26 protein-coding genes and 1 tRNA gene are annotated in these 23,448 nt (G+C 75.0%); 10 read left to right on the top strand and 17 right to left on the bottom strand.

The window, feature by feature from the left end; genetic code table 11:
• Position 1 precedes the first annotated feature (1 nt).
• The 7 genes from AC1RNL_RS08825 to AC1RNL_RS08795 all read right to left on the bottom strand — a co-directional run bounded on the left by AC1RNL_RS08825 (position 2) and on the right by AC1RNL_RS08795 (position 10,291).
• Positions 2-1,546: a class I adenylate-forming enzyme family protein gene (locus tag AC1RNL_RS08825; RefSeq protein WP_400529475.1), complete on the bottom strand. Its 1,545-nt coding sequence runs from the start codon at positions 1,544-1,546 to the stop codon at positions 2-4.
• A complete protein-coding gene (locus AC1RNL_RS08820) occupies positions 1,543-2,751 on the bottom strand; it encodes a cytochrome P450 (protein WP_400529473.1) in 1,209 nt (402 codons plus the stop codon). Before AC1RNL_RS08820 ends, AC1RNL_RS08825 begins: the two co-directional genes overlap by 4 nt.
• On the bottom strand, positions 2,748-3,539 hold the full coding sequence (locus AC1RNL_RS08815) for a glycosyltransferase family 2 protein (protein WP_400529470.1): 792 nt from the start codon (positions 3,537-3,539) through the stop codon (positions 2,748-2,750). The genes AC1RNL_RS08820 and AC1RNL_RS08815 overlap by 4 nt, the downstream gene beginning before the upstream one ends.
• Complete coding sequence (locus tag AC1RNL_RS08810; protein ID WP_400529467.1) at positions 3,536-4,543, bottom strand: 3-oxoacyl-ACP synthase III family protein; 1,008 nt, start codon at positions 4,541-4,543, stop codon at positions 3,536-3,538. The genes AC1RNL_RS08815 and AC1RNL_RS08810 overlap by 4 nt, the downstream gene beginning before the upstream one ends.
• A gap of 65 nt (positions 4,544-4,608) precedes the next feature.
• Complete coding sequence (locus tag AC1RNL_RS08805; protein ID WP_400529464.1) at positions 4,609-6,798, bottom strand: YhgE/Pip family protein; 2,190 nt, start codon at positions 6,796-6,798, stop codon at positions 4,609-4,611.
• The gene (locus tag AC1RNL_RS08800; protein ID WP_400529461.1) at positions 6,795-9,734 is read right to left on the bottom strand and encodes an MMPL family transporter; all 2,940 of its coding nucleotides are present in this window, start codon (positions 9,732-9,734) and stop codon (positions 6,795-6,797) included. Before AC1RNL_RS08800 ends, AC1RNL_RS08805 begins: the two co-directional genes overlap by 4 nt.
• Positions 9,734-10,291, bottom strand: coding sequence for a TetR/AcrR family transcriptional regulator (locus AC1RNL_RS08795; protein ID WP_192575950.1), 558 nt, complete (start codon positions 10,289-10,291; stop codon positions 9,734-9,736). The genes AC1RNL_RS08800 and AC1RNL_RS08795 overlap by 1 nt, the downstream gene beginning before the upstream one ends.
• 112 nt (positions 10,292-10,403) lie before the next feature.
• Here AC1RNL_RS08795 and AC1RNL_RS08790 point away from each other — a divergent pair, with 112 nt between their 5' ends.
• Genes AC1RNL_RS08790 through AC1RNL_RS08775 form a run of 4 tightly spaced genes read left to right on the top strand, consistent with a single transcriptional unit; the run spans position 10,404 to position 13,074 of the window.
• Entirely contained in the window at positions 10,404-10,628 is a 225-nt protein-coding gene (locus AC1RNL_RS08790) for a hypothetical protein (protein ID WP_128189417.1), read from the top strand.
• Positions 10,629-10,632: 4 nt separating this feature from the next.
• A complete protein-coding gene (locus AC1RNL_RS08785) occupies positions 10,633-11,496 on the top strand; it encodes a PfkB family carbohydrate kinase (RefSeq protein ID WP_310126996.1) in 864 nt (287 codons plus the stop codon).
• Between the two features lie 58 nt (positions 11,497-11,554).
• Positions 11,555-12,778 carry a pyridoxal phosphate-dependent aminotransferase gene (locus AC1RNL_RS08780; RefSeq protein ID WP_146358049.1) on the top strand — a complete coding sequence of 408 codons (1,224 nt, stop codon included), beginning with the start codon at positions 11,555-11,557 and terminating at the stop codon, positions 12,776-12,778.
• 50 nt (positions 12,779-12,828) lie between these two features.
• Positions 12,829-13,074: a hypothetical protein gene (locus AC1RNL_RS08775; protein ID WP_400529456.1), complete on the top strand. Its 246-nt coding sequence runs from the start codon at positions 12,829-12,831 to the stop codon at positions 13,072-13,074.
• A gap of 27 nt (positions 13,075-13,101) precedes the next feature.
• On the opposite strand, the gene AC1RNL_RS08770 is transcribed toward AC1RNL_RS08775, so the two are convergent.
• Both AC1RNL_RS08770 and AC1RNL_RS08765 read right to left on the bottom strand, forming a co-directional pair.
• On the bottom strand, positions 13,102-13,608 hold the full coding sequence (locus AC1RNL_RS08770; RefSeq protein WP_146358044.1) for a flavodoxin family protein: 507 nt from the start codon (positions 13,606-13,608) through the stop codon (positions 13,102-13,104).
• A gap of 98 nt (positions 13,609-13,706) precedes the next feature.
• Positions 13,707-13,782 (bottom strand) — tRNA-Lys (locus tag AC1RNL_RS08765).
• 91 nt (positions 13,783-13,873) lie between these two features.
• Between AC1RNL_RS08765 and bcp the strand changes: the two genes are divergently transcribed.
• Positions 13,874-14,344: a thioredoxin-dependent thiol peroxidase gene (gene bcp / locus AC1RNL_RS08760; protein ID WP_400529454.1), complete on the top strand. Its 471-nt coding sequence runs from the start codon at positions 13,874-13,876 to the stop codon at positions 14,342-14,344.
• A 10-nt stretch (positions 14,345-14,354) separates the two neighbouring features.
• Here the strand turns inward: bcp and AC1RNL_RS08755 are convergent, their stop codons facing one another.
• Complete coding sequence (locus AC1RNL_RS08755) at positions 14,355-14,753, bottom strand: hypothetical protein (RefSeq protein WP_128189406.1); 399 nt, start codon at positions 14,751-14,753, stop codon at positions 14,355-14,357.
• Between the two features lie 136 nt (positions 14,754-14,889).
• On the opposite strand from AC1RNL_RS08755, the gene AC1RNL_RS08750 reads away from it, so the two are divergent.
• A complete protein-coding gene (locus AC1RNL_RS08750) occupies positions 14,890-15,138 on the top strand; it encodes a WhiB family transcriptional regulator (protein ID WP_021010012.1) in 249 nt (82 codons plus the stop codon).
• 72 nt (positions 15,139-15,210) lie between these two features.
• Here the strand turns inward: AC1RNL_RS08750 and AC1RNL_RS08745 are convergent, their stop codons facing one another.
• Genes AC1RNL_RS08745 through AC1RNL_RS08735 form a run of 3 tightly spaced genes read right to left on the bottom strand, consistent with a single transcriptional unit; the run spans position 15,211 to position 18,585 of the window.
• Positions 15,211-16,719 (bottom strand): sensor histidine kinase, encoded by a 1,509-nt coding sequence (locus AC1RNL_RS08745; protein WP_128189405.1) that lies wholly within the window; start codon positions 16,717-16,719, stop codon positions 15,211-15,213.
• A 4-nt stretch (positions 16,720-16,723) separates the two neighbouring features.
• The gene (locus AC1RNL_RS08740) at positions 16,724-17,977 is read right to left on the bottom strand and encodes a CpaE/TadZ family protein (RefSeq protein WP_246991939.1); all 1,254 of its coding nucleotides are present in this window, start codon (positions 17,975-17,977) and stop codon (positions 16,724-16,726) included.
• Positions 17,974-18,585 carry a hypothetical protein gene (locus AC1RNL_RS08735; RefSeq protein WP_492935010.1) on the bottom strand — a complete coding sequence of 204 codons (612 nt, stop codon included), beginning with the start codon at positions 18,583-18,585 and terminating at the stop codon, positions 17,974-17,976. The genes AC1RNL_RS08740 and AC1RNL_RS08735 overlap by 4 nt, the downstream gene beginning before the upstream one ends.
• A gap of 108 nt (positions 18,586-18,693) precedes the next feature.
• On the opposite strand from AC1RNL_RS08735, the gene AC1RNL_RS08730 reads away from it, so the two are divergent.
• The gene (locus tag AC1RNL_RS08730) at positions 18,694-18,942 is read left to right on the top strand and encodes a helix-turn-helix domain-containing protein (RefSeq protein WP_146358034.1); all 249 of its coding nucleotides are present in this window, start codon (positions 18,694-18,696) and stop codon (positions 18,940-18,942) included.
• Positions 18,943-18,946: 4 nt separating this feature from the next.
• Here AC1RNL_RS08730 and AC1RNL_RS08725 read toward each other — a convergent pair whose 3' ends face one another.
• A complete protein-coding gene (locus AC1RNL_RS08725; protein WP_492935009.1) occupies positions 18,947-19,516 on the bottom strand; it encodes a hypothetical protein in 570 nt (189 codons plus the stop codon).
• A 160-nt stretch (positions 19,517-19,676) separates the two neighbouring features.
• Here AC1RNL_RS08725 and AC1RNL_RS08720 point away from each other — a divergent pair, with 160 nt between their 5' ends.
• Positions 19,677-20,084 carry an Rv3235 family protein gene (locus AC1RNL_RS08720; RefSeq protein ID WP_128189396.1) on the top strand — a complete coding sequence of 136 codons (408 nt, stop codon included), beginning with the start codon at positions 19,677-19,679 and terminating at the stop codon, positions 20,082-20,084.
• A gap of 7 nt (positions 20,085-20,091) precedes the next feature.
• Here AC1RNL_RS08720 and AC1RNL_RS08715 read toward each other — a convergent pair whose 3' ends face one another.
• From AC1RNL_RS08715 to mca, 3 genes are all read right to left on the bottom strand, one after another.
• Positions 20,092-21,132, bottom strand: coding sequence for a hypothetical protein (locus AC1RNL_RS08715; protein ID WP_492935008.1), 1,041 nt, complete (start codon positions 21,130-21,132; stop codon positions 20,092-20,094).
• Between the two features lie 119 nt (positions 21,133-21,251).
• Positions 21,252-21,533, bottom strand: a complete 282-nt coding sequence (locus AC1RNL_RS08710; protein ID WP_310127022.1) for a hypothetical protein — start codon at positions 21,531-21,533, stop codon at positions 21,252-21,254.
• Entirely contained in the window at positions 21,530-22,387 is an 858-nt protein-coding gene (mca, locus tag AC1RNL_RS08705) for a mycothiol conjugate amidase Mca (RefSeq protein WP_400529442.1), read from the bottom strand. The genes AC1RNL_RS08710 and mca overlap by 4 nt, the downstream gene beginning before the upstream one ends.
• A 90-nt stretch (positions 22,388-22,477) precedes the next feature.
• Here mca and AC1RNL_RS08700 point away from each other — a divergent pair, with 90 nt between their 5' ends.
• Entirely contained in the window at positions 22,478-22,870 is a 393-nt protein-coding gene (locus tag AC1RNL_RS08700; protein WP_492935007.1) for a DUF4307 domain-containing protein, read from the top strand.
• Positions 22,871-22,925: 55 nt separating this feature from the next.
• Positions 22,926-23,414, top strand: a complete 489-nt coding sequence (gene greA / locus AC1RNL_RS08695; RefSeq protein WP_492935006.1) for a transcription elongation factor GreA — start codon at positions 22,926-22,928, stop codon at positions 23,412-23,414.
• Positions 23,415-23,448 lie beyond the last annotated feature (34 nt).

The raw sequence follows: 23,448 nt of genomic DNA, 5'->3' as shown, positions 1-23,448 counted from the left end.
GTCAGCCCTCGACGAGCGGTGCGACGAGGGCGACGAGCGCCGGCCGGTCGGGCTTCTGCATGCGGCCGCGGCGCGGCAGTGCGCCGATCGCGACCACGAGGTCGGGCAGCGCGCCGTGGTCGATGAGCCCAGGCAGCGCTGCCGCGACGCGCTGCGCGAGCGGATGCGCGGGGTCGGGCGCGAGGTCGGCGGGCGCCCCGTCGGGCACGACCGCGACCACGAGCCGGTCGTCGCCGATCGCATCCGGCACGCCCACCATCGCCGCGTCGGCGACGCCCGGCAGTGACGCGATCACCGGCTCGTAGAGGCCGACGTAGACGTTCTGCGTGCCGCGCAGCAGCATGTCCTTCTTCCGCCCCAGAAGCGTCAGCCGGTCGCCGTCGAGCCGCGCGAGGTCGCCCGTGCGCACCTCGGCGAGCTCGGCGGGCAGCTCGTGCAGGTAGGCGCGCGCGAGGCCGGGGCCGGCGAGCACGAGCTCGCCGTCGTCGATGCGCGCCCGCACGCTCGGCGCGACTCGGCCGACGACGTCGCCGTCGCCGACGGCGCGCAGCTTCTCGGCGCCGTCGGCGATCGCGACCGGCAGGATCTCGCTCATGCCGTAGACGCAGCGGATGCGCGCGGCCGGGAAGCGCGCGAGCGCCCGCTCGATGAGCGGCGGCAGCACCGGCGCGCCGCCGAGCGCGATGAGCGAGAGGGTGCCGGCGGGCGCGCGTCGCTCGTCGAGCAGCCGCAGCATGGCGTCGAGCCCGGCGGGCGAGCAGAAGACGGCCTCGGCGCGCTCGAGCAGCGGCAGGTAGCGCTCGGGCGCCGCGCCCGGATCGGCGCCGGCCGGCGGCAGCGTCCAGTGGGCGCCGGCGATGAGCGCCGGGATGCCGATCATGAGCTGGTCGGTGAGCACCTTCAGGCCCGGCGTGAGCCCGAGCCCATCGCGGATGTCGTCGAGGCCGGCGCCGAGCGAGGCGAGCGTGTGCACGACCGCCTTCGGCGTGCCGGTGGTGCCGGAGGTGAAGATGAGCAGCGCGTCGGCGCCGGGGTCCGGCATCGGCAGCGGCCGGGGCGCGGTGCGCGCGAGGCGGTCGAGGCGCAGCGCGCCGCGGGGCGCGCCCGGCAGCTGCGGCCCGGTGACGATGTGCCGGGCGCTCGGCAGCAGCGCCGCGTAGGCGGGCAGGTCGATGCCGCGCCGCCGGGCGATGCGGTGCAGGCCCGGGGCCGAGACGAGGTGGAGCACCGACTCGGCCGCGCTCCAGCGCGGCTCCGCGAGCGCGAGGCGGGCGGCGAGCAGCTCGGGGCCGGCGCCGAGGTCGACGAACGCGATCGCGCCGCCCGCGCGGCACACCGCGAGCGCGAGCACCACCGCGTCGAGGCCCGGCCGCACCGAGAACGCGACCCGGTCGCCGGGCTCGAGGCCCGCATCCGCGAGCCCCGCCGCGACGCGCACGACGCGGTCGCCCAGCTCGGCGAAGGTGAGGGCGCGGCGTCCTGCGGTGATCGCCGGTCGGTCGGCGTGCTCGCGGGTGGCGGCGAGCACCGCCTCGAGCATGCTCATGCGCGCGCCTCGAGCACGCACGAGGCGAGCGCCGGCAGCAGCTGCCCGCGGGCCGGGCGGCGCTCGACGACGCGGATGCGCCGCCCCTCGGCCTCCACGCGCCGCAGCGCTGCGAGCGCGAGCCGCAGCTGCGCCATCGCGAGCGGCGCGCCGATGCAGAAGTGCGCGCCGGCGCCGAACCACAGCTGCTTGAGCGCGGCGGCGCGGTCGGATGCAGGGTCGAAGCCGCCGGCGCCGCGGTCGGCCGCGTAGGTGGCGATGACGACGCGGTCGCCGGGCCGCACGCGCACGGGGCCGATGCGCCGCTCCTCGAGCGTCGCGCGGAGCATGACGGGCGTCGGGGTCGTCCACCGCAGTCCCTCGGCGATCGCCCGCTCGGCCGCCGCGTCGTCGGCGAGCTCGCCGAGCGTGCCGCTGTCGGCGAGCAGCGCGACGATGCGCGGCAGCGCGGCGACGATCGTCTCGGTGCCGGTGAGCACGAACGCGCCGACCGCGCTGAGCGCCTCCTGCTGGCTGAGGCCGAGGGCGCGCAGCCGCCCGGGCACGGTCGACTCGTCGCCGCGGTAGGCAGCCGCGGCGTGCTCGCCGAGCTCGTCGAGCACCGCGCGGGCGCGTCGCACCTGCGCGGGGCTGAAGCGTGGGCGGCTGAGGCGCACCATGCCGGTGATGGCCGTCACCTGCCGGAAGAGCCGCTCGTCGACCGCCGCCTCGTCGAGCCCGACGAGCAGCGCGATCGCCGCGCTCGCCGACCGGCGCGCGTGGGCGGCGAGGTCGACGCGCTCCCCCGCCGCGAGCCGCCGCTCGAGCTCGGCCGCGCCGGCGCCGAGGGTGCGCTCGACGAGCGGCTCGACGAAGCCGGGGGCGAAGATCGGCGCGAGCCGGCGCCGCAGCGCCCGGTGGTCGTCGCCGTGCATGTTCACGAGCACGCTGGGCCCGAGCACCGGCGTCCACAGGTCGCTCGACGCCCCGCGCCCGCGCTTCGAGAAGGCGGCGCCGTCGAGCAGCACGGCGCGGGCGAGCGCGGCGTCCTTCACGACCACGCCGATGCCGGGCACGCGCCGCACGGGCCCGGGCACGGCCTGCAGCAGCGGGTAGGCGACCGGGTGCGCCGCGCGCATGAGCCGCTCGTCGCGGCGCATCGCGAGCGCGAGCCGCCGCTGCCGGTCGGCGCGCACCGGATCGGCGCTCACGCGGGGGTCGCTCACCGGATGTCCACGTGCGCGGGCCGGTAGGCGTGATCCTTGTACCAGAGCAGCGTGCGCCGCAGCCCCCATGCCTGCACGCGCCGCGAGGAGCCGCGCACGACCACGTCGTCCCGGCGCGCGACCCGGCCCGTCTGCCGCCGCACGGCGTTCACGAGCGCGCGGTCCTCGTGCAGCTCCTCGATCGCGGTACGCGGGAAGCCGCCGCTCGCGACGTACCGGGCGGCGGTGATCGCCACGTTGCAGCCGGCCGCCATGACGTAGGGCCCGTGGAACTCGGGGCCGTTGTTCGACGGCCGCACGACCCCGAACGCATCCGCCACCCGCACCGCCGCCGTGAGCGCGACGCGCCGCACGGGCCCGAGCCCCTCGTCGCGGCGCGGCACGAGCAGTCCGGCGACGAGCTCGAGGCCGAGGCCTCCCGCGTCGCTCGGCGTGAGGGCGTGGCGGATGCGCGCCGTCCAGTCGAGCCGCGGCAGGCAGTCGGCGTCGGTGCGGGCGAGCATCGTCGCGCCGGCCGCGATCGCGGCGCGCATGCCGGTGTCGGCTGCGGCGCCGGTGCCCTTCTGCGGCTCGTCGACGACGTGCCAGCGGGCGAGGCCGCGCTCGGCGGCGAACCGCTCGATCACCTGCCGCGAGCCGTCGGTCGAGCCGTTGTCGACGAACCACACGTCGATGTCGCCGTCGCGCTGCGCGGCGAGGTGCTCGAGGGTCGGACGGATGCCGGCGGCCTCCTGGTAGACCGGCACCACGACGGCCAGCCGGCCGTGCCGCTCGGGCGCCTCGCTCACAGCCGCACCAGCGCTGCGCCGAGGCTGATGCCGCCCGCGAGGCCCACGAGCAGCACGAGGCTGCCGGGGCCGACGAGCCCGTCGTCGAGCGCGCGGCGCAGCTGGATGGGGAGCGTCGCCGAGGCGAGGTTGCCGTGCTCGGCGACGGTGGGCAGGATGCGCTCCACGCCGAGGCCGAGGCGCTCGGCGATGGGCGCGAGGTGCGGCTCGGCGACCTGGTGCATGAGCACGAGGTCGACGTCGGCGAGCGCCACGCCGCGCCTCGCCAGCAGGTCGGTGATGAGCTCAGGCCCGAGCGCGAGGAACGCGCGCTGCAGCCCGCGGCCGTCGATGTCGAAGTAGGTCGCCTCGGGGTCGCGCGGGTGCATCGAGCCGCCGGTCGGCAGCGTGCCGATGCGCCAGTGGTGGGAGGCCGCCGAGAACGCCAGGTCGACGATGCCGCGGCCGGCGGCGGGCGCGGCCTCGAGCACGAGCGCCGCGCCCGCATCGCTCATCGTGTAGCCGGGGAAGGAGCGCACGAACTGGTGCCGGTCGGCGAGCCGCCAGCGCACCGCGCTCGTCGGCGTCTCACCGCTCGCGATGAGCACCCGCCGCGCCTGGCCGCTCACGATCATCGCGTGCGCGACCTGCACGGCGTTCAGCACCGAGTTGCAGGCGTTCTTCACGTCGAAGACCGGCACGTCGAGGCCCAGCCTGTCGGCGACGATGTGGGCGGTGGCGGGCTCGATGAGGTCCTGGCTCGCGCTCGCGAAGATGAGCAGGTCGACGGGCTCGGGCGAGTCGGCGAGCGCGCGGCGCGCGGCGTGCGCGGCGAGGTCGGATGCCTGCTCGCCCGGCTCGCGCTCGTGCACCCGGTCGACCCCGGTCATCCGCCGGATGAGCCCGACCGGCAGCCCGCGGCCCGGGTTCTCGTCGCGCAGGCGCCGCTCGGTCTGCTCGGTGGTGCGGATGCCCGTCGGCAGGTGCGCGCCGACCGCGACGATGGCGGAGGTGGGCGAGGGCACTCGGCGAGCGTAGCCCGCGGCGCCGCCCGGGCCGCTCGGAGCCGCGGGCGGCGCGCCGGGCGGGCTCAGGCGGCGGCCGGCGCGAGCGCGTCGAGCGCCCGGATCCGCTCCCCCGTCGCGCGCCGGCGCGCGCTGCGCACCGCGAGCGCCGCGGCGAGCAGCCCGACGCCGACGAACAGCACGAGCATCGCGACCGAGCCGCCGAGCGCGGCGCCGCCGGCGCCGGAGCCCGCCGCGATCGCCTGCAGCGCGTCGACCGCGTGCGTCATCGGCAGCACGGGCGCGATCGCCTCGAACGGGCCGCCGAGCACGTCGCGCGGCACGAGCCCGCCGGCGGCGACGGCCTGCAGCCCGAGCAGCACGAGCGAGACGACCGCGCCCGCCGGGCCCCACCAGGCGACGAGCGCGAGCTGCAGCAGCCCTGCGGCGGCGGCGAACAGCAGCGTCACGCCGAGCGTCGCCGGCAGCGACGCCCAGGCGACCCCGCCGATGGCGTGCACGACGAGCGCCGCGAGCACCGCCTGCACGACGACGACCCACGCCGAGCGCGCGAGCAGCGTCGCGAGCACGCGACCGTCGGACTCGGCGGATGCCGCGATGCGGCGAGCGGTGCGCGCGAGCACGAGCACGAGGGCGAGCGCGCCGAGCCACAGGCCGATCGGCACGGCGAGCGCGGCGATGCGCGCCTCGCCGCTCGGGAGCGCGCCCTGCTCGTCGAGGTCGAAGCCGACCGGGTCGGTCGCGACCGAGGAGAGGTCGGCGAGCTCGTCGTCGCCGAGCTGCGGCATCGCCGCGACGCCCTCGCGCAGCCCGTCGCCGAGCTCGGAGGCGCCGTCGCCGAGCTGCGCGGCGCCGGTCTGCGCCGAGCGCGCGCCTGCCGCGAGCTGCACCGCGCCCGACTCGAGCTGCTGCAGGCCGCCGGCGAGCTCGCCCGTGCCGTCGGCGAGCTGCTGGGCGCCGTCGACCGACGCGCCGAAGCCGCCGTCGAGCTCGACGAGGCCGCCCGCGAGCTGCGACGCGCCGTCGCGGAGCGCCGGCGAGCCGGCGGAGGCCTGCGCCGCGCCGTCGGCGAGCTGCGAGGCCCCGTCGCGGAGCGCGGCGCCGCCGCCGGCGACCTGCGCGGCGGCCGCGTCGAGCTGGCCGATGCCCGCGGTCGCCTCGGCGAGCCCGGCGCCCAGCTGGCCGCTGACGTCCTGCTGGCCGAGCTGCGCGAGGCCGCCGGCGAGCTGCCGGGCCGCCTCGAGCGTCTGCGGATCGGTGGTCGGGTCGGCCTCGAGCGCGGCCACGAGCTGCGCGGCGCCGCCGGCCGACTGGTCGATCGCGCCCTCGAGCTGCGCGACGCCCGCGGTCGCGGAGCCGAGCCCCGCCTCGAGCCCGTCGGCCGCCTGCTGCACGCCGCCGGCGAGCTGGTCGACACCGGCCGTGTACCGGTCGACGCCGTCGCTGAGCGACGCGGCGCCGCCCGCGAGCGCGTCGACGCCGCCGGTGTACTGCGCGATGCCGTCGCTGAGCGACGCCGCGCCGCCCGCGAGCTGCCCGATGCCGTCGTCGGCGGTCGCGAGCCCGGCGGCGAGCTGCTGCCCGCCCGCCGCGAGCTGCCGGGCGCCGTCCTCCGAAGCGCCGGCGCCGTCGGCGAGGGAGTCGATGCCGCCGGCGAGCTCGCCGAGGCCCGAGGCGAGCTCCGTGCCGCCCGAACCCACCGCATCCGCCCCGTCCGCCGCGGCGCCCAGCTGCTCGGCGAGGGTGCCGTAGCCGCCGAAGATGCCGGAGATGAAGCCGCTCGTGACGAGGTCGCCGAAGGAGGCGACGACCGACTCTCCGGTCTCGGCGGCGAGCTCGGTCGCGAGCGCGTCGCTCGACGCGTCGGTGACGATCTCGATGCCCGCCTGCCGCGGCTCGTCGCCCTGCAGGCTCAGCACGCGCTCCGAGAAGTCGGCGGGGATCGTGACGACGGCGTGGACGTCGCCGCGCGCGAGCTGCTCGGCGGCGTCGTCGGCGTTCAGGATGCGGAAGTCGATGCCGTCCGTCTCGTCGCCCACCAGGTCGGTCACGACCTGGCGCCCGGCGAACATCACGCTCTCGGTGCCGTCGTCGGCGATCGTCGTCACCATCTCGTCGAGGTTGACGACCGCGGCCGGCACGTCGCGGTCGCCGTCGACGGCGGGCCCGATCGACCAGGCGGCGAACGCGGCGATGGCGAAGGGGGTCGCGGCGGCCGCGCCGAGCGCGACGGCCTTCTGCAGTGCGGTGGTCATCGGTCGGCTCCCGTGGTCGCGAGCGCCGCGGTGGCGTCGCCGGTGTCGGTGGGGTCGGATGCGGCGGTGGATGCGTCGGCTGCGGCGCGGTCGTCGGCCGCGGCGTCGTCGGGCGCGAGGTCGATCGCGGGGCGGCCGTGCGCCTCGGGCGCCGGCTCGCTCGTGACGATCGTGAGGTCGTCGCCGCCGAGCTGCGCCGCGACCCGGGCGGCGCCGGCCGGCGCGCCCGTCGCGGCGTCGATCCACACGAGGCTCGGCTGCCGCTCGAGCGCGATCGCCACCAGCACGGCGGCGCGCGCGAGCGGCGAGAGCCGCGAGAGCGGCGCCGACGCGTCGATCGGGCTGCCGAGCGCCGCGGCCGCGCGCTCGACGAGCGCCGAGGCGCGCCGGTCGAGCGTCGCGCCGAGCGCGAGCGGCGTGCGCAGCGAGAGCGCCGCGCGGGCGGCGTGGTGCGCCGTCTCGGCGCGGCCCCCTGGCTCGATGAAGCCGGCGTCGACGAGGTCGAGGTCGACGAGCGCGAGGCGGCTGCGCAGCTGCGGCACGTCGCCGGGCAGCGCGGCCCCGCCGAGGTGCGCGTGGCCGGCCGCGCCGACGTCGCCGAGGAGCGCGTGGGCGAGCCGCTGCCGCTCGGCGAACGGCGCGTCGAGCCGCACGACCGCGCCGCGCGGCGCCGTGACCGTCCAGGAGGCGCTGCCGGGCCGGTCGTGGTCGACCTCGGGCCGCAGCCGCTCGAGCGCGAGGTGACCGCCCGCATCCGCCGCCCACGCGAGCGCCGCGCGGTGCCGGCCGAGGCTCTCGCCCTCGACATCCATGTCGGGCATCGCGCGGTCGAGCCAGCGCGGCAGCCACCAGGCGCGCTCGCCCAGCAGCGTCATCACCGCCGGGATGAGCGTCATGCGCACGAGGAACGCGTCGACAGCGACGCCGACCGCGAGGCCGAGCGCGATCGCCTTGATCATCGCCATGCCCTCGGGCACGAACGCGAAGAAGACGAAGAACATGATGAGCGCGGCCGCGGTCACGACCCGCGCGTTGGCGGCGAAGCCGTGCCGCACGGCGCTGATCGCGCTGTGGCCGTGCGCGTGCGCCTCGCGCATGCCCGAGACGAGGAAGACCTGGTAGTCCATCGCGAGGCCGAACAGCACCGCCATGAGCAGCACCGGCATGAACGACAGGATCGGGCCCGCCTCGGTGTGCAGCAGCTCGGCGCCCCAGCCCCACTGCAGGGTCGCGACGACCGTGCCGAAGGCGGCGAGCACCGACAGCACGAAGCCGATCGCGGCGGTCACGGGCACGAGGATCGAGCGGAACACGAGCAGCAGCAGCACGACCGCGAGCGTCACCACCACGATGCCGAAGGGCAGCAGCGCGTCCTGCAGCCGCTGCGAGACGTCGATCTGCACGGCGGTGGCGCCCGTCACGGCGATGGGCGTGCCGTGCTCGGCCTCGAGCGCGGGCGCCGCGTCGCGGATCGCACGCACGAGCTCGGCGGTCGCGTGGTCGGCGGGCCCCGTCTCGGCGATCACCTGGATGATCGCGGTGTCGGCCGTCTCGTCGGGGAAGGCGCTGCCGATGCGGTCGACGCCGTCGATCGCCGCGAGGTCGTCCGAGATCGCCTCGAGCGTCGGCATGATGTCGGTCACCTGCGTGATGTCGGCCATCACGACGAGCGGGCCCGTCGTGCCCTCGCCGAAGCCCTCCTGCAGCAGGTCGTAGGCGATGCGCTGCGTGGTGCCGCGCTCCTCGCGCCCGTTGTCGGGCAGCGCGAGCTCGAGGCTCGCGGCGGGCACGGATGCGACGCCCACGACGACGAGGACGCCCACGATCGCGAGCCACGGGCGCTTGGTGATCCCGGTCACCCAGCGCATGCCGAGCGTCGGCTGCGCGTCGACGTCGCGCTCGGCGAGCCGAGCCGCGCGGCTGCCGGGCCGCGGCCGCAGCCGCTCCCCCAGCAGCGCCATGATCGCCGGCAGCAGCGTGGTCGCCGCGGCGACCGCGATCGCGACCGACGCAGCCGCGCCGATGCCCATCACCGACAGGAACGGGATGCCCACGATCAGCAGCCCGACGAGCGCGATCACGACGGTGAGGCCGGCGAAGACGACCGCGGTGCCCGCGGTGCCGACCGCGAGCGACCCCGACTCGACCACGCCCATCCCGCGTGCGAGCTGCGAGCGGTGCTTCGAGAGGATGAAGAGCGCGTAGTCGATGCCGACCGCGAGGCCGATCATGAGCGCCATGAGCGGCGCCGAGTTCGAGACGGTGACGAGCGCCGAGGCGCCGAGCACCCCGCCCATCGTGATCGCGACGCCGACGAGCGCGGTGATGAGCGGCAGGCCCGCGGCGAGCAGCGACCAGAAGGTGACGAACAGCACGATGGCGGCGAAGAGCACGCCGACGCCCTCGACCCACGAGATGGGCACGCTCGTCGCCTGGAACGCCTGCCCGCCGAACTCGACCGTGAGGCCCCCGGCCCGTGCCGCATCCGCCGTCGCCACGAGCTCGTCGAGGCCCGCGGGCGTGACGCCCGAGCCCTGCGGCTCGAACTGCACCTGGGTGAAGGCGGTCTCGCCGTCGGCCGAGACCTGGTCGCTCGCGAACTCGCTCCACGGCTCGACGACGCTCGCGACGTCGTCGATCGCCTCGATCTCGCTCGCCTGCTGCTGGATCTCCGCCTGGAAGTCGAGCACCTCCGCGCCGTCGGGCGCCTGGTAGACGACCTGCACCGAGGAGCCGGCGACCTGCGGGAAGACGCTGCCGAGGCGGTCGAGCGCCTGCTGCGATTCGGTACCGGGGATCGCGAACGACTCCTGCATGTTCGGGCCCAGCGCGAGCGCGCCGCCGAGCACGCCGCCGAGGATCGCCACCCACGCGACGATCACGAGCCAGGCGCGGCGCATGGACGCGGCGCCGACGCGGGCGAGCCAGGTGGCCATCAGGCGTCCTCTCCGGTGCTCGAGAGCTCGAGCAGCGTCTCGATGAAGATCGCGCGCATCTCGTGCGGATCGAGGTGGTCGTGCTCGGTCGAGAGCGTGTCGCCGAGGATGAAGGCGACGCCGGCGAGCCCGATCGACAGGCGCGTGAGCACGCGCGGCGTAGGCGCCTCGAGCACCAGCGTGCGGGCGATGGCGTCGACGATGGCGTTCGCGCGCTCGATCGCCGGCACCCCCTGCAGCGCGCCGCGCTGGGAGATGAAGATCGAGATCGCGGCGCTGTGCGCCATGAGCGTGTCGACGAAGCGGGTGACGAGACCGGGCGCTGCCGCCGTGTGCTCGTGGCGCAGCTCGGGCAGCGCGTCGATGAGCGACTCCATCGCGTCGAGCGCGGGCGCCATCGCGGCCTCGAGCAGCGCCTCCTTCGAGTCGAAGTGGTAGAGCACCGACGACTTGGAGGTGCCGACGTCGTCGGCGATCTGCTGGATCGAGCTGCCGAGGTAGCCGACGCGGGCGAAGCGCTCGAGCGCGGCCTGCAGGATCGTGTCGCGGGTGGTCACGTCGCACCATCGTACTGACCGATCGGTCAGAAGTCGACCGGTCGATCAGGATGCTCGTCGGAGCCGGGCTCCAGGTGCGCGGCGGTAGTCTGCTCGCCGACGAGGAGGCGACATGCGCAAGTACCTGTTCAACGCCGGCGTGATCAGCTCGCTGGCCAGCGGCATGGCCGTGGTGAAGGCGACGAAGTCCGGCCCGAAGGACTGGCGCCTGGCGCTGCTCTGGGCCAGCTGGGGCATCGGCGTGGCGCTCGCGCTCGGCGCGGTGAAGCAGCGCGAGGAGGGCATCCGCCAGGAGGAGCTCGAGCGCTCGCTGCGCAAGGCCGCGAAGGGCAAGTGACCCGATGAGCGACCGCGTCGTCGTCGTGGGCGATGCGCTCGTCGACGAGGTCGACGGCGCCGCGCACGTCGGCGGCGCCGCCCTCAACGTGGCCGTCGGGCTCGCGCGCCTCGGCGTGCCGGCGCGGCTCATCGCCATGGTCGGCGACGACGACGCGGGCAGGCTCGTGCGCGAGCACTGCGCCGCGCACGGCGTCGAGCTCACGGCCACGGCCGCGCCGCGCGGCACCGCCGTCGCATCCGCCGTGCGCGACGGCGGCACGATGCGCTACGAGTTCAACGCCGCCGGCACCTCCCGGTTCGTCGACCTGCAGCCGCACGCCGCGCTGCTCGCGTCGGCCCCGCTCGTGGTCGTCTCGTGCCTCGCGCTCGAGCACGAGGCGCAGGTGGCGCCGCTCGCCGCGATCGAGCGCTCGCACGAGCGACTGCTGCTCGACCCCAACGCCCGACCCGCGTACCTGCGCGAGCCGGGCGCGCGCGAGCGCTTCGCCGCGGGGCTCGACCTGCTCGCCTCGCGCGCGCTGCTCGTGAAGCTGAGCGACGAGGACGCCGAGCTCGTCTACGACGAGGACGCGAGCGAGACCGCCTCGCGGTGGCTGGACTCCGGCACCCGGGCGGTCGCGATCACCCGCGGGCCCCAGGGCGCCCGCGTCGTCACCGCCCGGGGCTGGGTCGACGCATCCGTGCCGGCCCTGGCCGACCCGATCGTCGACACGATCGGCGCGGGCGACAGCGTGCTCGCCTCGCTCGCCGCATCGGTGCTCGCGGGCGACCACGAGGGCGGATGGGCCGGGCCGCTCGAGCGGGCGATGGCCGTCGCGGCCGCCACGACCCGCTCCGCCGGCGGGCTGCTGCAGCTGCCCGGCTGACGCCCGCCGCGGTCCACCTGCGCCCGAGTGGCGTGAGCAGCGCGCCTAGCATGGTGCAATGGCCCTGAAGTCGCTCGATCAGTCGTCGAAGCTGAAGCACGTCCTCTACGAGATCCGAGGACCCGTGGCCGCCGAGGCCGCCCGGCTCGAGGCCGAGGGGCACCGCATCCTCAAGCTCAACATCGGCAACCCCGCGCCGTTCGGCTTCGAGACGCCCGACACGATCGTGCAGGACATGATCGCCAACCTGTCGCTCGCGCAGGGCTACTCCGACTCGAAGGGCGTGCTCTCCGCGCGCCGCGCGGTCGTCACCCGCTACGAGGACGTCGACGGCTTCCCGCAGCTCACCGTCGACGACGTCTACCTCGGCAACGGCGTCTCCGAGCTCATCACGATGACGATGCAGGCGCTGCTCGACGCGGGCGACGAGGTGCTGATCCCCGCCCCCGACTACCCCCTCTGGACGGCCATGACGTCGCTCGGCGGCGGCACGCCCATCCACTACCTGACAGATGAGTCGTCCGACTGGGCGCCCGACCTCGCCGACATCGAGGCCAAGATCACGCCGCGCACGAAGGCCATCGTCGTGATCAACCCCAACAACCCCACCGGCGCGGTCTACTCGCGCGAGGTGCTGCAGGGCATCGTCGACCTCGCGCGCCGGCACTCGCTGCTGATCCTCGCCGACGAGATCTACGACCGCATCCTCTACGACGAGGCGCAGCACGTGTCGATCGCGACGCTCGCGCACGACCTGCTGGTGCTCACGTACAACGGCCTGTCGAAGACCTACCGCGCGGCCGGCTTCCGGTCGGCGTGGCTCGCGATCACCGGGCCGAAGGACCACGCGAAGGGCTTCCTCGAGGGGCTGACGCTGCTCGCCTCGACGCGCCTGTGCCCCAACGTGCCGGCGCAGTACGGCATCCAGGTGGCGCTCGGCGGGCACCAGTCGATCGAGGACCTCATCCTGCCCGGCGGGCGGCTGCTCGAGCAGCGCGACGCCGCCGTGCAGGGGCTGCGGGCCATCCCGGGCGTGAGCGTCGTGAACCCGAAGGGCGCGCTCTACGCGTTCCCGCGGCTCGACCCCGAGGTGCACGAGATCCACGACGACGCGCAGTTCGCGCTCGACCTGCTGCGGCAGGAGAAGATCCTCGTCACCCACGGCTCGGGCTTCAACTGGCCCGCGCCCGACCACTTCCGCATCGTCACGCTGCCCTGGAAGCGCGACCTCGTGCACGCGGTCGAGCGCATCGGCAGCTTCCTCTCGTCGTACCGGCAGTAGCGCGAGACGTCACCCTCCCGATCGTTAGCCACGGTGGCTAACATTCAGCCATGATCGCGGCTACCGCCCCGAACGTCGCCTACAACGAGGCGCAGCTGGAAGAGCTGCTGCTCGAGCTGAACCACTGCGCGCACGACGCCGAGCAGCTGCGCGCGTGGGCCGCGCGCACGACGGTCGAGATCGAGCGCCTCATGGCCTGCGACTCGCTCATGTACGTGCGCCTCGCGGGAGCCGACGAGCATGGCGGCGCTGTGGTGCTGATGCTGCTCGACGGCGTCTGGGAGCGGACGCTCTGAACTCCTGAGCCGTGCCGTCGTGCGGCGTCAGGCCGCGAGCACCGCCCGGGCGATGCCCCTCGCCCAGTCGCGCGCCCGCTCCGCCTCGCCGTCGACCAAGGGCCCGCCGTAGTCGTGCACGCGGAAGCTCTCCTGCTTCGCGACGATGTCGAAGCCGAGGCTGCGCAGCTCCTGCTTCGCGGCGCGCGCGGCCGAGCCGGGCAGCCGCGGGCGGTCGACGCGGGTGTCGAAGGTGACCGCTCGCGTGCCTCGCGGCGCCTGCACGAGCCCGTCGAGCCACTCGCGGATGCCGCGACCCGGCGACATCGGGGCGCCGTGCTGCGCGACGGCGGTCTCGCGGGTCGACGGGCGCGTCATCGAGAACGCGTGCGTCGGACCGCCGACGAGCACCAGGTCGTACCCGTCGACGCTCGTGGGCGCCGCATCCGTGTCGACGACCTCGACCTCCATCGACGAGCGCAGCTCATCGGCGATCGCCTGCGCGATCGATGCCGTGTTGCCCCACAGCGACTCGTAGACCACCAGTGCCCGCATGCGCGCCTCCTCGGCTCGAGCTCAGGCTATGACCGCGGCGGGGCGAGCGATAGGGACGGGAAAAGCCCCGGGCCCGCTGCACGCGGACCCGGGGCCTCTGGTACACCCCCCGGGACTCGAACCCGGAACCAATTGATTAAGAGTCAACTGCTCTGCCAATTGAGCTAGAGGTGCATGGCCTCACCGGCCGAGGATCAACGATAGCACAGGCGCGCATCGCCCGCCACCGCGGTCGCGTCGCGCCCCGCCTGGTTGGATGGAGCCGATGACGCACCTCGAGCCCGGCATGCCCGCCCCCGACTTCACCCTGCCCGACCAGCACGGCGCATCCGTCGCGCTCTCGGATCTGCGGGGCCAAAGGGCCATCGTCTACTTCTACCCGGAGGCGCTCACCTCCGCGTGCAAGCAGCAGGCGTGCGACTTCAACGACGCGCTGCCCGACCTCGGCGGCCACGGCTACGCCGTCGTCGGCATCTCTCGCGACCCGGTCGAGAAGCTCGCGCGCGCGGCCGAGCTCGACGGCCTGGAGTTCCCGCTGCTGAGCGACGCCGACCTCTCGGTGCACCGCGCGTGGGGCACCTTCGGCGAGAAGAACAGCTACGGCCGCATCGTCGAGGGCGTGCGGCGCTCGACCTTCGTGCTCGACGAGGAGGGCGTCATCACGCACGCCTTCTACAACACGAAGGCGAAGGGCCACCTCGACATGCTCGCGAAGCGGCTCGCCTTCCGCGGCTGACGCCGCGACGTCACTCGTCCCGGCGCAGCCAGCCGGTCACGCTCCTGCGCAGCACGAGCGTGAAGCCGGTGATCGCGACCGCGGCCAGCAGCACCGCGAGCCACACCGGTCCTTCGCCGCCGTCGAAGGTGCCGAGCGCCACGCCCAGCAGCAGCACGTGCCACACGACCGCCGCCGCGCGCGACCACGCGCGACCGTCGAGCATGGCCTTGCCGGCCGCCGCGAGGAACAGCGCCGCACCCGCCGCGAGCACCGCGAGGAACAGGCCGCCAGCGATGTGCTCGACCGGATCGCCGAGCGCCGCGATGGCCAGCCAGACGGCGACGGCGATCATGCCGAGGCCCTCGAGCAGCATCAGCGCGCCGGCGGCCGTGGCGGTCGAAGGACGGGCTCTGGAGACATCGCTCACGGAGAAAACCCTTGCCTCTCTGGGGGGCCTGTGGAAACATTGCACTTCGGGCGGCAGTGCTGCGACGCCCTGAGACTTCCCGCGCCGCGTCTCTCGCGAAGCGCGGCTCCCCCTCCAATCTACAAGGAGCACATCTATGGACTGGCGCGACGACGCTGCATGCCTGACGGTCGACCCCGAGCTGTTCTTCCCGGTCGGCAACACGGGCCCCGCGCTCGAGCAGATCGAGAAGGCGAAGGCCGTGTGCGCGACCTGCCCGGTGACCGAGATGTGCCTGCAGTACGCACTCGAGACCAGCCAGGACTCCGGGGTCTGGGGCGGCCTGTCGGAGGACGAGCGCCGCGCCCTCAAGCGCCGCGCCGCTCGCGCGCGCCGCGCGGGCTGACAGCCACGACGCTTCGAGCGGGGTCGCCGGACGGCGGCCCCGCTCTCGTGTGCGCGGGGGAGGCGCGCGGCCTCAGGCCTCGTCGTCCTCGCGGATGTAGCCGAGCGGCACCCGCACCGTCACCTCGGTGCCCTCGCTCGCCCGAGCGCCCCAGTCGATCGAGCCCGACAGCTCGCCGGTGACGAGCGTCTTCACGATCTGCGTGCCGAGCCCGCTGCCGACCCTGCCCTGCGGCAGGCCGGCGCCGTTGTCGCACACCTGCACCGTGAGCCACTCGTCGTCGCGCCGGGCGGTGATGCGCACGAGCCCGTCCTGCCGGCCGGCGAGCCCGTGCTCGACCGCGTTCGTGACGAGCTCGGTCAGCGCGAGCGCGAGCGGCGTCGCGTAGCCGCTCGGCAGCACGCCGAAGGAGCCGAGCCGCTCGGTGCGCACGTGCGCGCTGTGGATGGAGGCGAGCTCGCTCGTGAGCTTCATCGACCGGTCGAAGACCGCGTCGAAGTCGACCGACTGGCTGAGGCCCTCCGAGAGCGTGTCGTGCACGACCGCGATCGACGACACGCGCCGCTCGGCGTCCTGCAGCGCCGTGCGCGCCTCGTCGCTCTTCGTGCGCCGCGACTGGATGCGCAGCAGTGCCGCGACCGTCTGCAGGTTGTTCTTCACCCGGTGGTGGATCTCGCGGATCGTCGCGTCCTTGGTGATGAGCGTCTGCTCCTGCATGCGCAGGTCGGTGACGTCGCGCACCAGCACGATCGCCCCGAGCCTCGACGCCCCGCGCCGCAGCGGCAGCGCACGGAGCGTCAGCGTCACCGTGCGCGTCTCGATGTCGGTGCGCCAGGGCGCGCGACCGGTCACGACGAGCGGCAGCGCCTCGTCGACCTCGTGCGAGTCGTCGATGAGCTCGGTGGTGATCTCGGCGAGCGACTCCCCCTCGAGCTCGCCGACGAAGCCGAGCCGCGTGAAGGCCGAGAGCGCGTTGGGGCTCGCGAAGGTGACGGTGCCCGCCTGGTCGAGCCGGATCAGGCCGTCGGATGCGCGCGCGGCACCGCGGCGCGGACCGGACGGGGCCGCCTGGTCCGGGAAGTCGCCGTCGGCGATCATGCGGAACAGCTGGTCGGCGCACTCCTTGAAGGTGCGCTCGAGGCGGCCGGCGCTGCGCGTGTCGGCGTGGTTGGCGTGCCGCGTGATGACGGCGATCGGCTGCTCGACGAGCGCGATCGACGGCTCCGCCTCGCGCCGCCGCACGGGGATGGCCCGCACCTTCGCATCGGTCTCGACGCCCCACTCGGGCGAGTCGCCGTCGAGCGAGATGCCCTCCTCGAAGGCGCGGCCGACCTGCTCGCGCCACGCGTTCCGCACCGGCTGACCGACGATGTCGCGGTAGAAGAGCGTCGCCGCGCCGGCGGGACGCGCGTGCTGCACGGCGATGTAGCCGTGCTCGTCGCCGGTCGGCAGCCACAGCACGATGTCGCCGATGGCGAGGTCGGCCAGCAGCTGGAAGTCGGCCACGAGCCGGTGGAGCCAGCGCACGTCCTGCTCATCCAGGCGGCCGTAGCGCTCGGCGATCGACGTCAGGCTCGTCACCCGATCAGCGTAGCGCGGCGCGCCAGCTGCGCCTGGGCCGCTCGGCCGCGCGCAGGGCCGCCCGACTGGGCGGCGCGTCGCCGGGCAGCAGCGCGGCGGCGAGCTCCTGCACGCGACGGCGCAGCCGCGAGCGCCCCGCGACGTCGACGAGCGGCCGCCCCTCGAGCAGCGCCGCATCGGCGGCGCGCGCGTCGTAGGGCCAGCACGCCTCGGGCGTGACGGCGGCGAGCCGCCGCAGCGTCTCCTGCACCGCCAGCTCGGGCGCGACGCCGATCGCGGAGGCCCGCACCTTGTTCACCACGACCCGCACCCTGCCCTGCGGCACGAGCTCGCGCAGCTCGGGCAGCGCCCGCACGAGGCGCGCGATCCCGACCGCGTCGCCGCCCGACACCGCGACGATCTCGTCGGCGCCCTCGAGCGCCGCGATCGTCGCCGCATGCCGCCGCGGCGCGAACAGGTCGCTCGAGATCTCCTCGTCGCGCTCGAGGCTCGCGGCCACGTCGACGACGGTGCAGTCGACCCAGTCGCGGCAGCGCTCGAGCACCTCGGCGACGCGATCGCCGCCGAGCTCGGGCCAGCGGCTCGCGCGGCCGATCCCCGTGAGCACGCGCACGACACCGCCCATCGTGGGCACCTGCTGGGCGACGCGGTCGAGCTCGTCGACGGTGAGGCTGCCGGCGCGCGCGAGGCGCGCCGCGGCGGCGAAGCCGGGCGACTCGTCGAGCAGCCCGAGCGCGGGGGCGACGGATGCGCTCGTGGTGTCGGCGTCGACGAGGGCGACCCTGCGGCCCAGCAGCGCGAGCTCCGCGGCGAGCGCGATGGCGGCCGTCGTGCGGCCCGGCGCGCCCGCCGGGCCCCACACCGCGATGACGCGGCCGCGCTCCCGCGCCGCGGCCGGCGCCTCGTCGGCCGAAGGCGTCGCGGCGGCCTCGACGCCCGCGAACCCGTCGGCCCACGCGACCGCGTCGAGGCCGAGCGTGGCGGCGCGGGCGCGCTCGGCGGCGCTGTCGGCGAGCGCGAGCAGCCGCAGCGCCCGCTCGTCGCACGCCTCGACGAGCGCGCGGCTCGCGTGGTGCTCGTCGGCCACGACCAGCACGAGGTCGATGCGCGGCTCGGCGTCGGCGGGACGGGCGGCGAGCCGCTCGACGAGATCGGCGGCGGTCGCGGCGCGGATCGCGACGCGGTGCCCGTGCCGCGCGGCCTCGCGCACGATGGCGTCCTCGCGCTCGAGCGGCGCGGAGACGGCGATGCCGATCACGGCGCCGCCTCGACGGGCTGGGCGAGCGGCACGACGCTGAGCGCGTGCTGGTTCGAGACGGCCTCGAGCAGCCGCGCCGTCTCATCCCTCGGCACGAGCAGCTCGAGCTGCGCTCCCGAGGTGGCGAGGATCCCCTCGTCCTCGAGCAGCCCCACCACGACCGCGCCGTCGACCAGCACGTCGGGCGCGGCGAAGCCGTCCTCCGCGGGCGCCGCGGTCCACACGTCGACGATGGCGCCGGCGCGCACCGAGCGCGGCAGCGCGCCCTCGACGTCGATCACGACCGCGGCGCGATCCTCGCTCGCGGCGGTGCCGACCGCGCGCACCGGCAGCACCTCGCCCTGCCCGACCGTCGACGCGACGACGAGCCCCACCGGGTCGTGCGACGCATCCAGGTAGTGGGCGTGCGACTGCGGCAGGCGCACGTCGACCGGCTCGACGTCGCCGGCGCCGATCGTCTCGCCCGGCAGCAGCGTGCGGGTCGCCGACCACGCTCGCTCGGTGCGCGAGGACTCCTGCAGGACGAGCCACACGCCCGCGAGCGACGCGAGCACGAGGACGACGCCGATCACGAGCCTCGGATCCATCCAGGTGCGGCGTGCTGCCATGGCGTCCTCCCTCGTCGGTGGCACCACCGTGGCAGGAGGCCCGGGCGCGTCGCTGAAGTTCTCCACAGGGTCGGCTCACGCGGCGCGACGCTCCCCCACAATGGGGCCATGCCCATCGAAGCCCGCCGGTTCCTCGCCGTCGCCGACGTCGCCGAGGTGCTCGGCACGACGCCGGCCGCGGTCGTCGAGCTGCTCGAGGCGGGCGAGCTGCGCGGCGTGCGCGTGGGCGGCGCGTGGCGCGTCGCCGACGACGAGGTGCAGTCGTGGGTCGACCGCGAGCTCGAGCTCGAGCGCCGTCGCGGGCTGTGGCGGCAGGCGCAGTCGGCGAGCATCGCCGACCTGTTCGGCCAGCGCTGACCCGCTACGGCAGCCGCACCCAGTCGAAGGCCGAGAACGGCACGATCCGCCACGAGCGCACCGTGCCGAGCCGCGGATGCGCGCCCGGCTCGTGCACAGCGAGGTCGAGGTGGTCTCGCCCGACGCGGTCGATCGTGCCCGCGACCGGCAGTGCTCCCTCGAGGATGACCGGCGCGCGCCGGCGCGCGAGGTCGCGGAGCGCGAACGCGAAGCTGAGGCGCGCCTGCAGGTCGCCCGCGGCGACGGTCGGCCGCACCGAGGCCGCGGCGCCGTCGGCGTCGAGCTCGATGCCGGCGATCGCCTGCAGCGGCACGATCGCGCCCGTCTCGGCGGGCGCGCCCTCGAGCACGACGCCGTTGAGCCAGTCGCGCCCGAGCGCCATGCGGCGCAGGCGCAGGCGCCCGCCGCCGCGGAGCGTCAGGTCGAGCGCCCGCGGCGCCGCGGCGATGCGCTCGCGCAGCTCGAGCCGGCCGACGCGGAACCGCTCCTCCTCGGCATCGAGGTCGCGCCGCTCGGCCCCCAGTTCGGCCTCGAGCTGGCTCGCGAGGTCGTCGAAGAGGTCGTCGAAGCGCACGCGGGCGAATCTAACCGCCGCGCACGCGCCCGTGTCGAGCGCTCTCCACAGGGCAGATCTGCCCATCCCCCGCCCGCCGCGCATCCGGCTACCTTCTCCCGCGACGGCGTCGCCGCGGTGCGAGGCCGACCCGGAGGCGCCGGATGCGAGGGGGCAGGGCATGACGAGACGACGGATGACGGCGGTCGACGCCGAGGAGTTCTTCGACTTCCAGCCGTGCTCGTCGGCGGCCCTGCCCGACCCGGCGCCGCTGCTCGAGAACCTCGCCACGAGCGTGATCGAGATCCTGCTCGGCGTGCGCGAGGTGCAGCAGATCGCGCGCTGGGTCACCGAGCCGACCTACGACCTGCTCGTGCAGCGGGCGCTCAGCGCCCGGCGAGGCCGTGGCCGCAGCGCCGAGCGCACCGTGCCCGGCTTCGCCATCACGAGCGTGCGCGCGTGCCACACGGCCGACGGGGTCGTCGAGGGCGCGGTGGTCGTGCGCTCGTCCGGGCGCAGCCGCGCGGTCGCGATCCGGCTCGAGGGCCTCGACGGCCGGTGGCGGGCGACGTCGCTCGCCGTGCTGTGAGCCGGCGCTAGAGGAAGGGCCCCTCCGGCAGGTGCTCCGGGTCGCGCAGCACCTCGAAGCCCACGACGTAGCGCGCGCCTCCGCCGGCGTGGTTCGTGAGGAAGTGGTACTCGAGGCCGGTGTGCCGCTGGCCCTCGCCGAGGTACGTCGCGCGATAGCTGGTCGACAGCGCCTCGAGCATGCCGCTCGAGTGCACCACCGTCTGCGTCTCGATCGGGTCGTCGGCGGTGTCGAGCAGCCAGTTGACCGCGTCGGTGATCGTGGAGCTCAGCAGCTGGGCGAGCGCCGCGGGCGGGTAGAAGTAGGCGAGCACGGCGAGCGCCGCCTTGACGAGCGCGTCGATCTCCTCCCGGTACGCGTCCGGGTCGCCCATGTCGTGCTCCATCAGGACTGCGGTGAGCGAGACGGTGTCGGCCCTGCCGTGCCAGCACGCGGCGACCGGGCCGAGCCTCGCCTCGTCGGAGTCGACGTCCTCGTACCAGCGATCGTCCTCGGCGACCGGGTGCCGCTCGGTGCGCACCACGTTCGCACCGCCCTCGACGTGCACGGCGCTCGTGATGACGTAGATCTCGTCCGCCCACGACACCCAGTCCCAGGTGGTCTCGTCCTCGCACCAGAGCCCTCGGTAGTTGATCGTGTAGACGGGCGGCGCATCCGTCTGCTCGTCGAGCATCTCCTCCCGCACGTCGCCGGTCGCCACGGCGCCGGTGTCGAGGAGGCGGCCGAGCCGCGCGAGCACCGTCGAGGAGACGGTGAGCGTCACCGGCTGCGCGATGCGCTCAGGGCGCTCGGGGGTGCGCTCGGCGGGCACGAAGCCCGGGTCGGCGACGTCGCCGAGCAGCGTGAGCCGCGCGCGGCGAGGCATCGCGTCGAACGTCTGGAGCATGCGCCTGGCGGCGTCGACGGGCACCTCGTGCGCACGCATCGACTCGGCGATGGCGCGCTCCGCGTCATTGGCAGGTTGCCGCTGCTCGAGGTGGACGCGCAGGGCCGCGACGAGCCGGCCGAACGCGTCGATGTCCCTGGGGCTGCGAAGACGACGGCGCATGAGAGCTCCCTCCGGCGGGCATGCCGCGAGCGCCGCCCGGCATGGGCGACGCCGCTGCGCTCAGTGTCCGCCCGGCCCTCGGGCTCGTCAAGGGGTCGTCTGCGGGGGCTCCGGACTCGTCAGGGGGTGCGCGGCGGCGCGTCGTCGGCGCGCCCGTCCGCGTCGTCAGCGCGGTGCCCGGCCGGGGCATCCGGCGCCTCCGCCGCGCGCTGCTCGGCGAGCTCGGCCTCGATGCGCTCCTTCGCCTCGGCGCGGTCGCTGATGCGCCGCACCCGGCGGTTGAAGTCCCACATGAGCGCCATGATGACGATCGCCACGAGCGCCGTGGCGGTGAACCCGATCCAGCCCGGCGTGACCTGGTTGGGGTCGTAGGGCAGCTCCTCGAGCAGCAGCGGCATCATGCGTCCTCCTCGACGCCGGCGAAGAGGTCGTCCTCCGGCCCGTCCGCGGGCACGCGCGAGCGCACGAGCTCGTAGTCGTCGGTCGGCCACGTCTGGCGCAGCAGCTCGTTCGGCCAGAAGAAGAAGCGCGACTCGGGATCCACCTGGCTCGCGTGTGCCCGCAGCGCGAGGTCGCGCGCCTCGAGGTGCGCGGCCACGTCGACGCGGGTCGTCATCGTCTCGCCGCGGTCGCCCATCCGCTCGGCCCACTCGCGCACGAACGGCAGCCGCTCGTCGTCGGGCGCCGTGTGCTCGAGCGCGCCCAGGAGCGCGCGCAGCCGTGCACCGCTCATCGTGCGGTCGAAGTACAGCTTCGGCACCTCCCACGGCTCGCCGAGCTCCGGCAGGCCGCTCGCCGCGTGCTCGACCGCCCACATCGTCACCTCGTGGCAGCGGATGTGGTCGGGGTGCGGGTAGCCGCCCGTCTCGTCGTAGGTCACGACCACGTGGGGCCGGAGGCGGCGGATGAGCCGCACGAGCGGGCGGCCCGAGATCTCGAGCGGGATGGTGGCGAACGAGAGCTCGCGCAGCGGCTCGCCCTCGTCGGGCATCCCCGAGTCGACGTAGCCGAGCCACGCGTGGTCGATGCCGAGCGCCTCCTGCGCCGCCGCCATCTCGAGGCGGCGCACGCCCGTCATGTCGCGCACGGCGCGGTGCAGCGGCTCGAAGCGCTCGTTGAGCACGCTGCCGCTCTCGCCGCCGGTGCAGGAGACGACCGTCACCTGCGCGCCCTCGGCGGCGTAGCGGGCGAGCGTCGCCGCGCCCTTGCTGGACTCGTCGTCAGGGTGCGCATGCACCGCGAGCAGCCGTCGCACGGGCTCTCCCCTCGAAGTGCAGCCCGAGCCGCGCCGAGCGGCGCGACGGTAGGCTGGATGGACGCACCCATCCTCCCACGACAGGCCCGCATGACCGATCTCGAAGCCCGCTACGGGCGCACGCGCAGCTGGTCGCGCCGGGAGCGGATCCTGGGCATCGCGGCGGGCGTCGCGGTGCTGGTGGTCGCGACCCTGTGGGTGTGGTGGGTCGGCACCGACCCGAGCCGCACATCTCTGCAGACGCGCGACATCGGCTTCTCGATCGTCGACGACACGACCGTCGAGGTGATCTTCGAGGTGTCGGTCGACGCGGGCACCGAGGTGTCGTGCGCGGTGCAGGCGCTCAACCCCGCGTACGGCGTCGTGGGCTGGCTCGAGCTCGACCTGCCGCCCGCCGAGGGCTTCACGAGCATCCACCGGGTCGAGGTGCGCACGAGCGAGCCGGCGACCACGGGATTGGTCTCGGAGTGCTGGCTGTCATAGACTGTCCCCCGGACCGGCCCACTCGGGGCCGGTTCTGTGCATATCGGGAGACCACATGAACGGCACCACGGAGACCTGGCTGACCCAGGAGGCCCACGACCGCCTGCAGGGCGAGCTGGAGCACCTGCAGGGTCCCGTCCGCGCCGAGATCGCCAAGCGCATCGAGGAGGCCCGCGACGAGGGCGACCTCAAGGAGAACGGCGGCTACCACGCGGCCAAGGACGACCAGGCGCAGATCGAGGCCCGCATCGCCCAGCTCACGCAGCTGCTGCGCACCGCCAAGGTCGGCGACGCGCCCACGGCGAGCGGCGTCGCCGAGCTCGGCACCGTCGTCACGGCGACGATCGCCGGCGACAAGACCACCTTCCTGGTCGGCAACCGCGAGATCGCGGAGGCCGGCGACGACCTCGACGTCTACAGCGAGGCGAGCCCGCTCGGCGCGGCGATCCTCGGCCTGAAGATCGGCGAGAAGACCAGCTACCAGACGCCGTCGGGCGCGACGATCGACGTCGAGATCACCGACGTGCAGACGTACCGCGGCTAGGCTCGCGCACCGCGGCCGACCGCCGCGCACGAAG

The sequence above is a fragment of the Agrococcus sp. GW821-FHT14H11 genome (genome assembly GCF_058803545.1).
Note: the sequence above shows the minus strand (reverse complement) of the source record. Positions and strands in the feature narration are given on the sequence as shown.

Bases quoted from the DNA above. Each gene is read 5' to 3' on its own strand.
- AC1RNL_RS08825 (WP_400529475.1), bottom strand. From the start codon at position 1,546: ATGAGCATGCTCGAGGCGGTGCTCGCCGCCACCCGCGAGCACGCCGAC.
- AC1RNL_RS08805 (WP_400529464.1), bottom strand. From the start codon at position 6,798: ATGACCACCGCACTGCAGAAGGCCGTCGCGCTCGGCGCGGCCGCCGCG.
- AC1RNL_RS08800 (WP_400529461.1), bottom strand. From the start codon at position 9,734: ATGGCCACCTGGCTCGCCCGCGTCGGCGCCGCGTCCATGCGCCGCGCC.
- AC1RNL_RS08790 (WP_128189417.1), top strand. From the start codon at position 10,404: ATGCGCAAGTACCTGTTCAACGCCGGCGTGATCAGCTCGCTGGCCAGC.
- AC1RNL_RS08785 (WP_310126996.1), top strand. From the start codon at position 10,633: ATGAGCGACCGCGTCGTCGTCGTGGGCGATGCGCTCGTCGACGAGGTC.
- AC1RNL_RS08780 (WP_146358049.1), top strand. From the start codon at position 11,555: ATGGCCCTGAAGTCGCTCGATCAGTCGTCGAAGCTGAAGCACGTCCTC.
- AC1RNL_RS08775 (WP_400529456.1), top strand. From the start codon at position 12,829: ATGATCGCGGCTACCGCCCCGAACGTCGCCTACAACGAGGCGCAGCTG.
- AC1RNL_RS08770 (WP_146358044.1), bottom strand. From the start codon at position 13,608: ATGCGGGCACTGGTGGTCTACGAGTCGCTGTGGGGCAACACGGCATCG.
- bcp (WP_400529454.1), top strand. From the start codon at position 13,874: ATGACGCACCTCGAGCCCGGCATGCCCGCCCCCGACTTCACCCTGCCC.
- AC1RNL_RS08750 (WP_021010012.1), top strand. From the start codon at position 14,890: ATGGACTGGCGCGACGACGCTGCATGCCTGACGGTCGACCCCGAGCTG.
- AC1RNL_RS08735 (WP_492935010.1), bottom strand. From the start codon at position 18,585: ATGGCAGCACGCCGCACCTGGATGGATCCGAGGCTCGTGATCGGCGTC.
- AC1RNL_RS08730 (WP_146358034.1), top strand. From the start codon at position 18,694: ATGCCCATCGAAGCCCGCCGGTTCCTCGCCGTCGCCGACGTCGCCGAG.
- AC1RNL_RS08720 (WP_128189396.1), top strand. From the start codon at position 19,677: ATGACGAGACGACGGATGACGGCGGTCGACGCCGAGGAGTTCTTCGAC.
- AC1RNL_RS08715 (WP_492935008.1), bottom strand. From the start codon at position 21,132: ATGCGCCGTCGTCTTCGCAGCCCCAGGGACATCGACGCGTTCGGCCGG.
- AC1RNL_RS08710 (WP_310127022.1), bottom strand. From the start codon at position 21,533: ATGATGCCGCTGCTGCTCGAGGAGCTGCCCTACGACCCCAACCAGGTC.
- AC1RNL_RS08700 (WP_492935007.1), top strand. From the start codon at position 22,478: ATGACCGATCTCGAAGCCCGCTACGGGCGCACGCGCAGCTGGTCGCGC.
- greA (WP_492935006.1), top strand. From the start codon at position 22,926: ATGAACGGCACCACGGAGACCTGGCTGACCCAGGAGGCCCACGACCGC.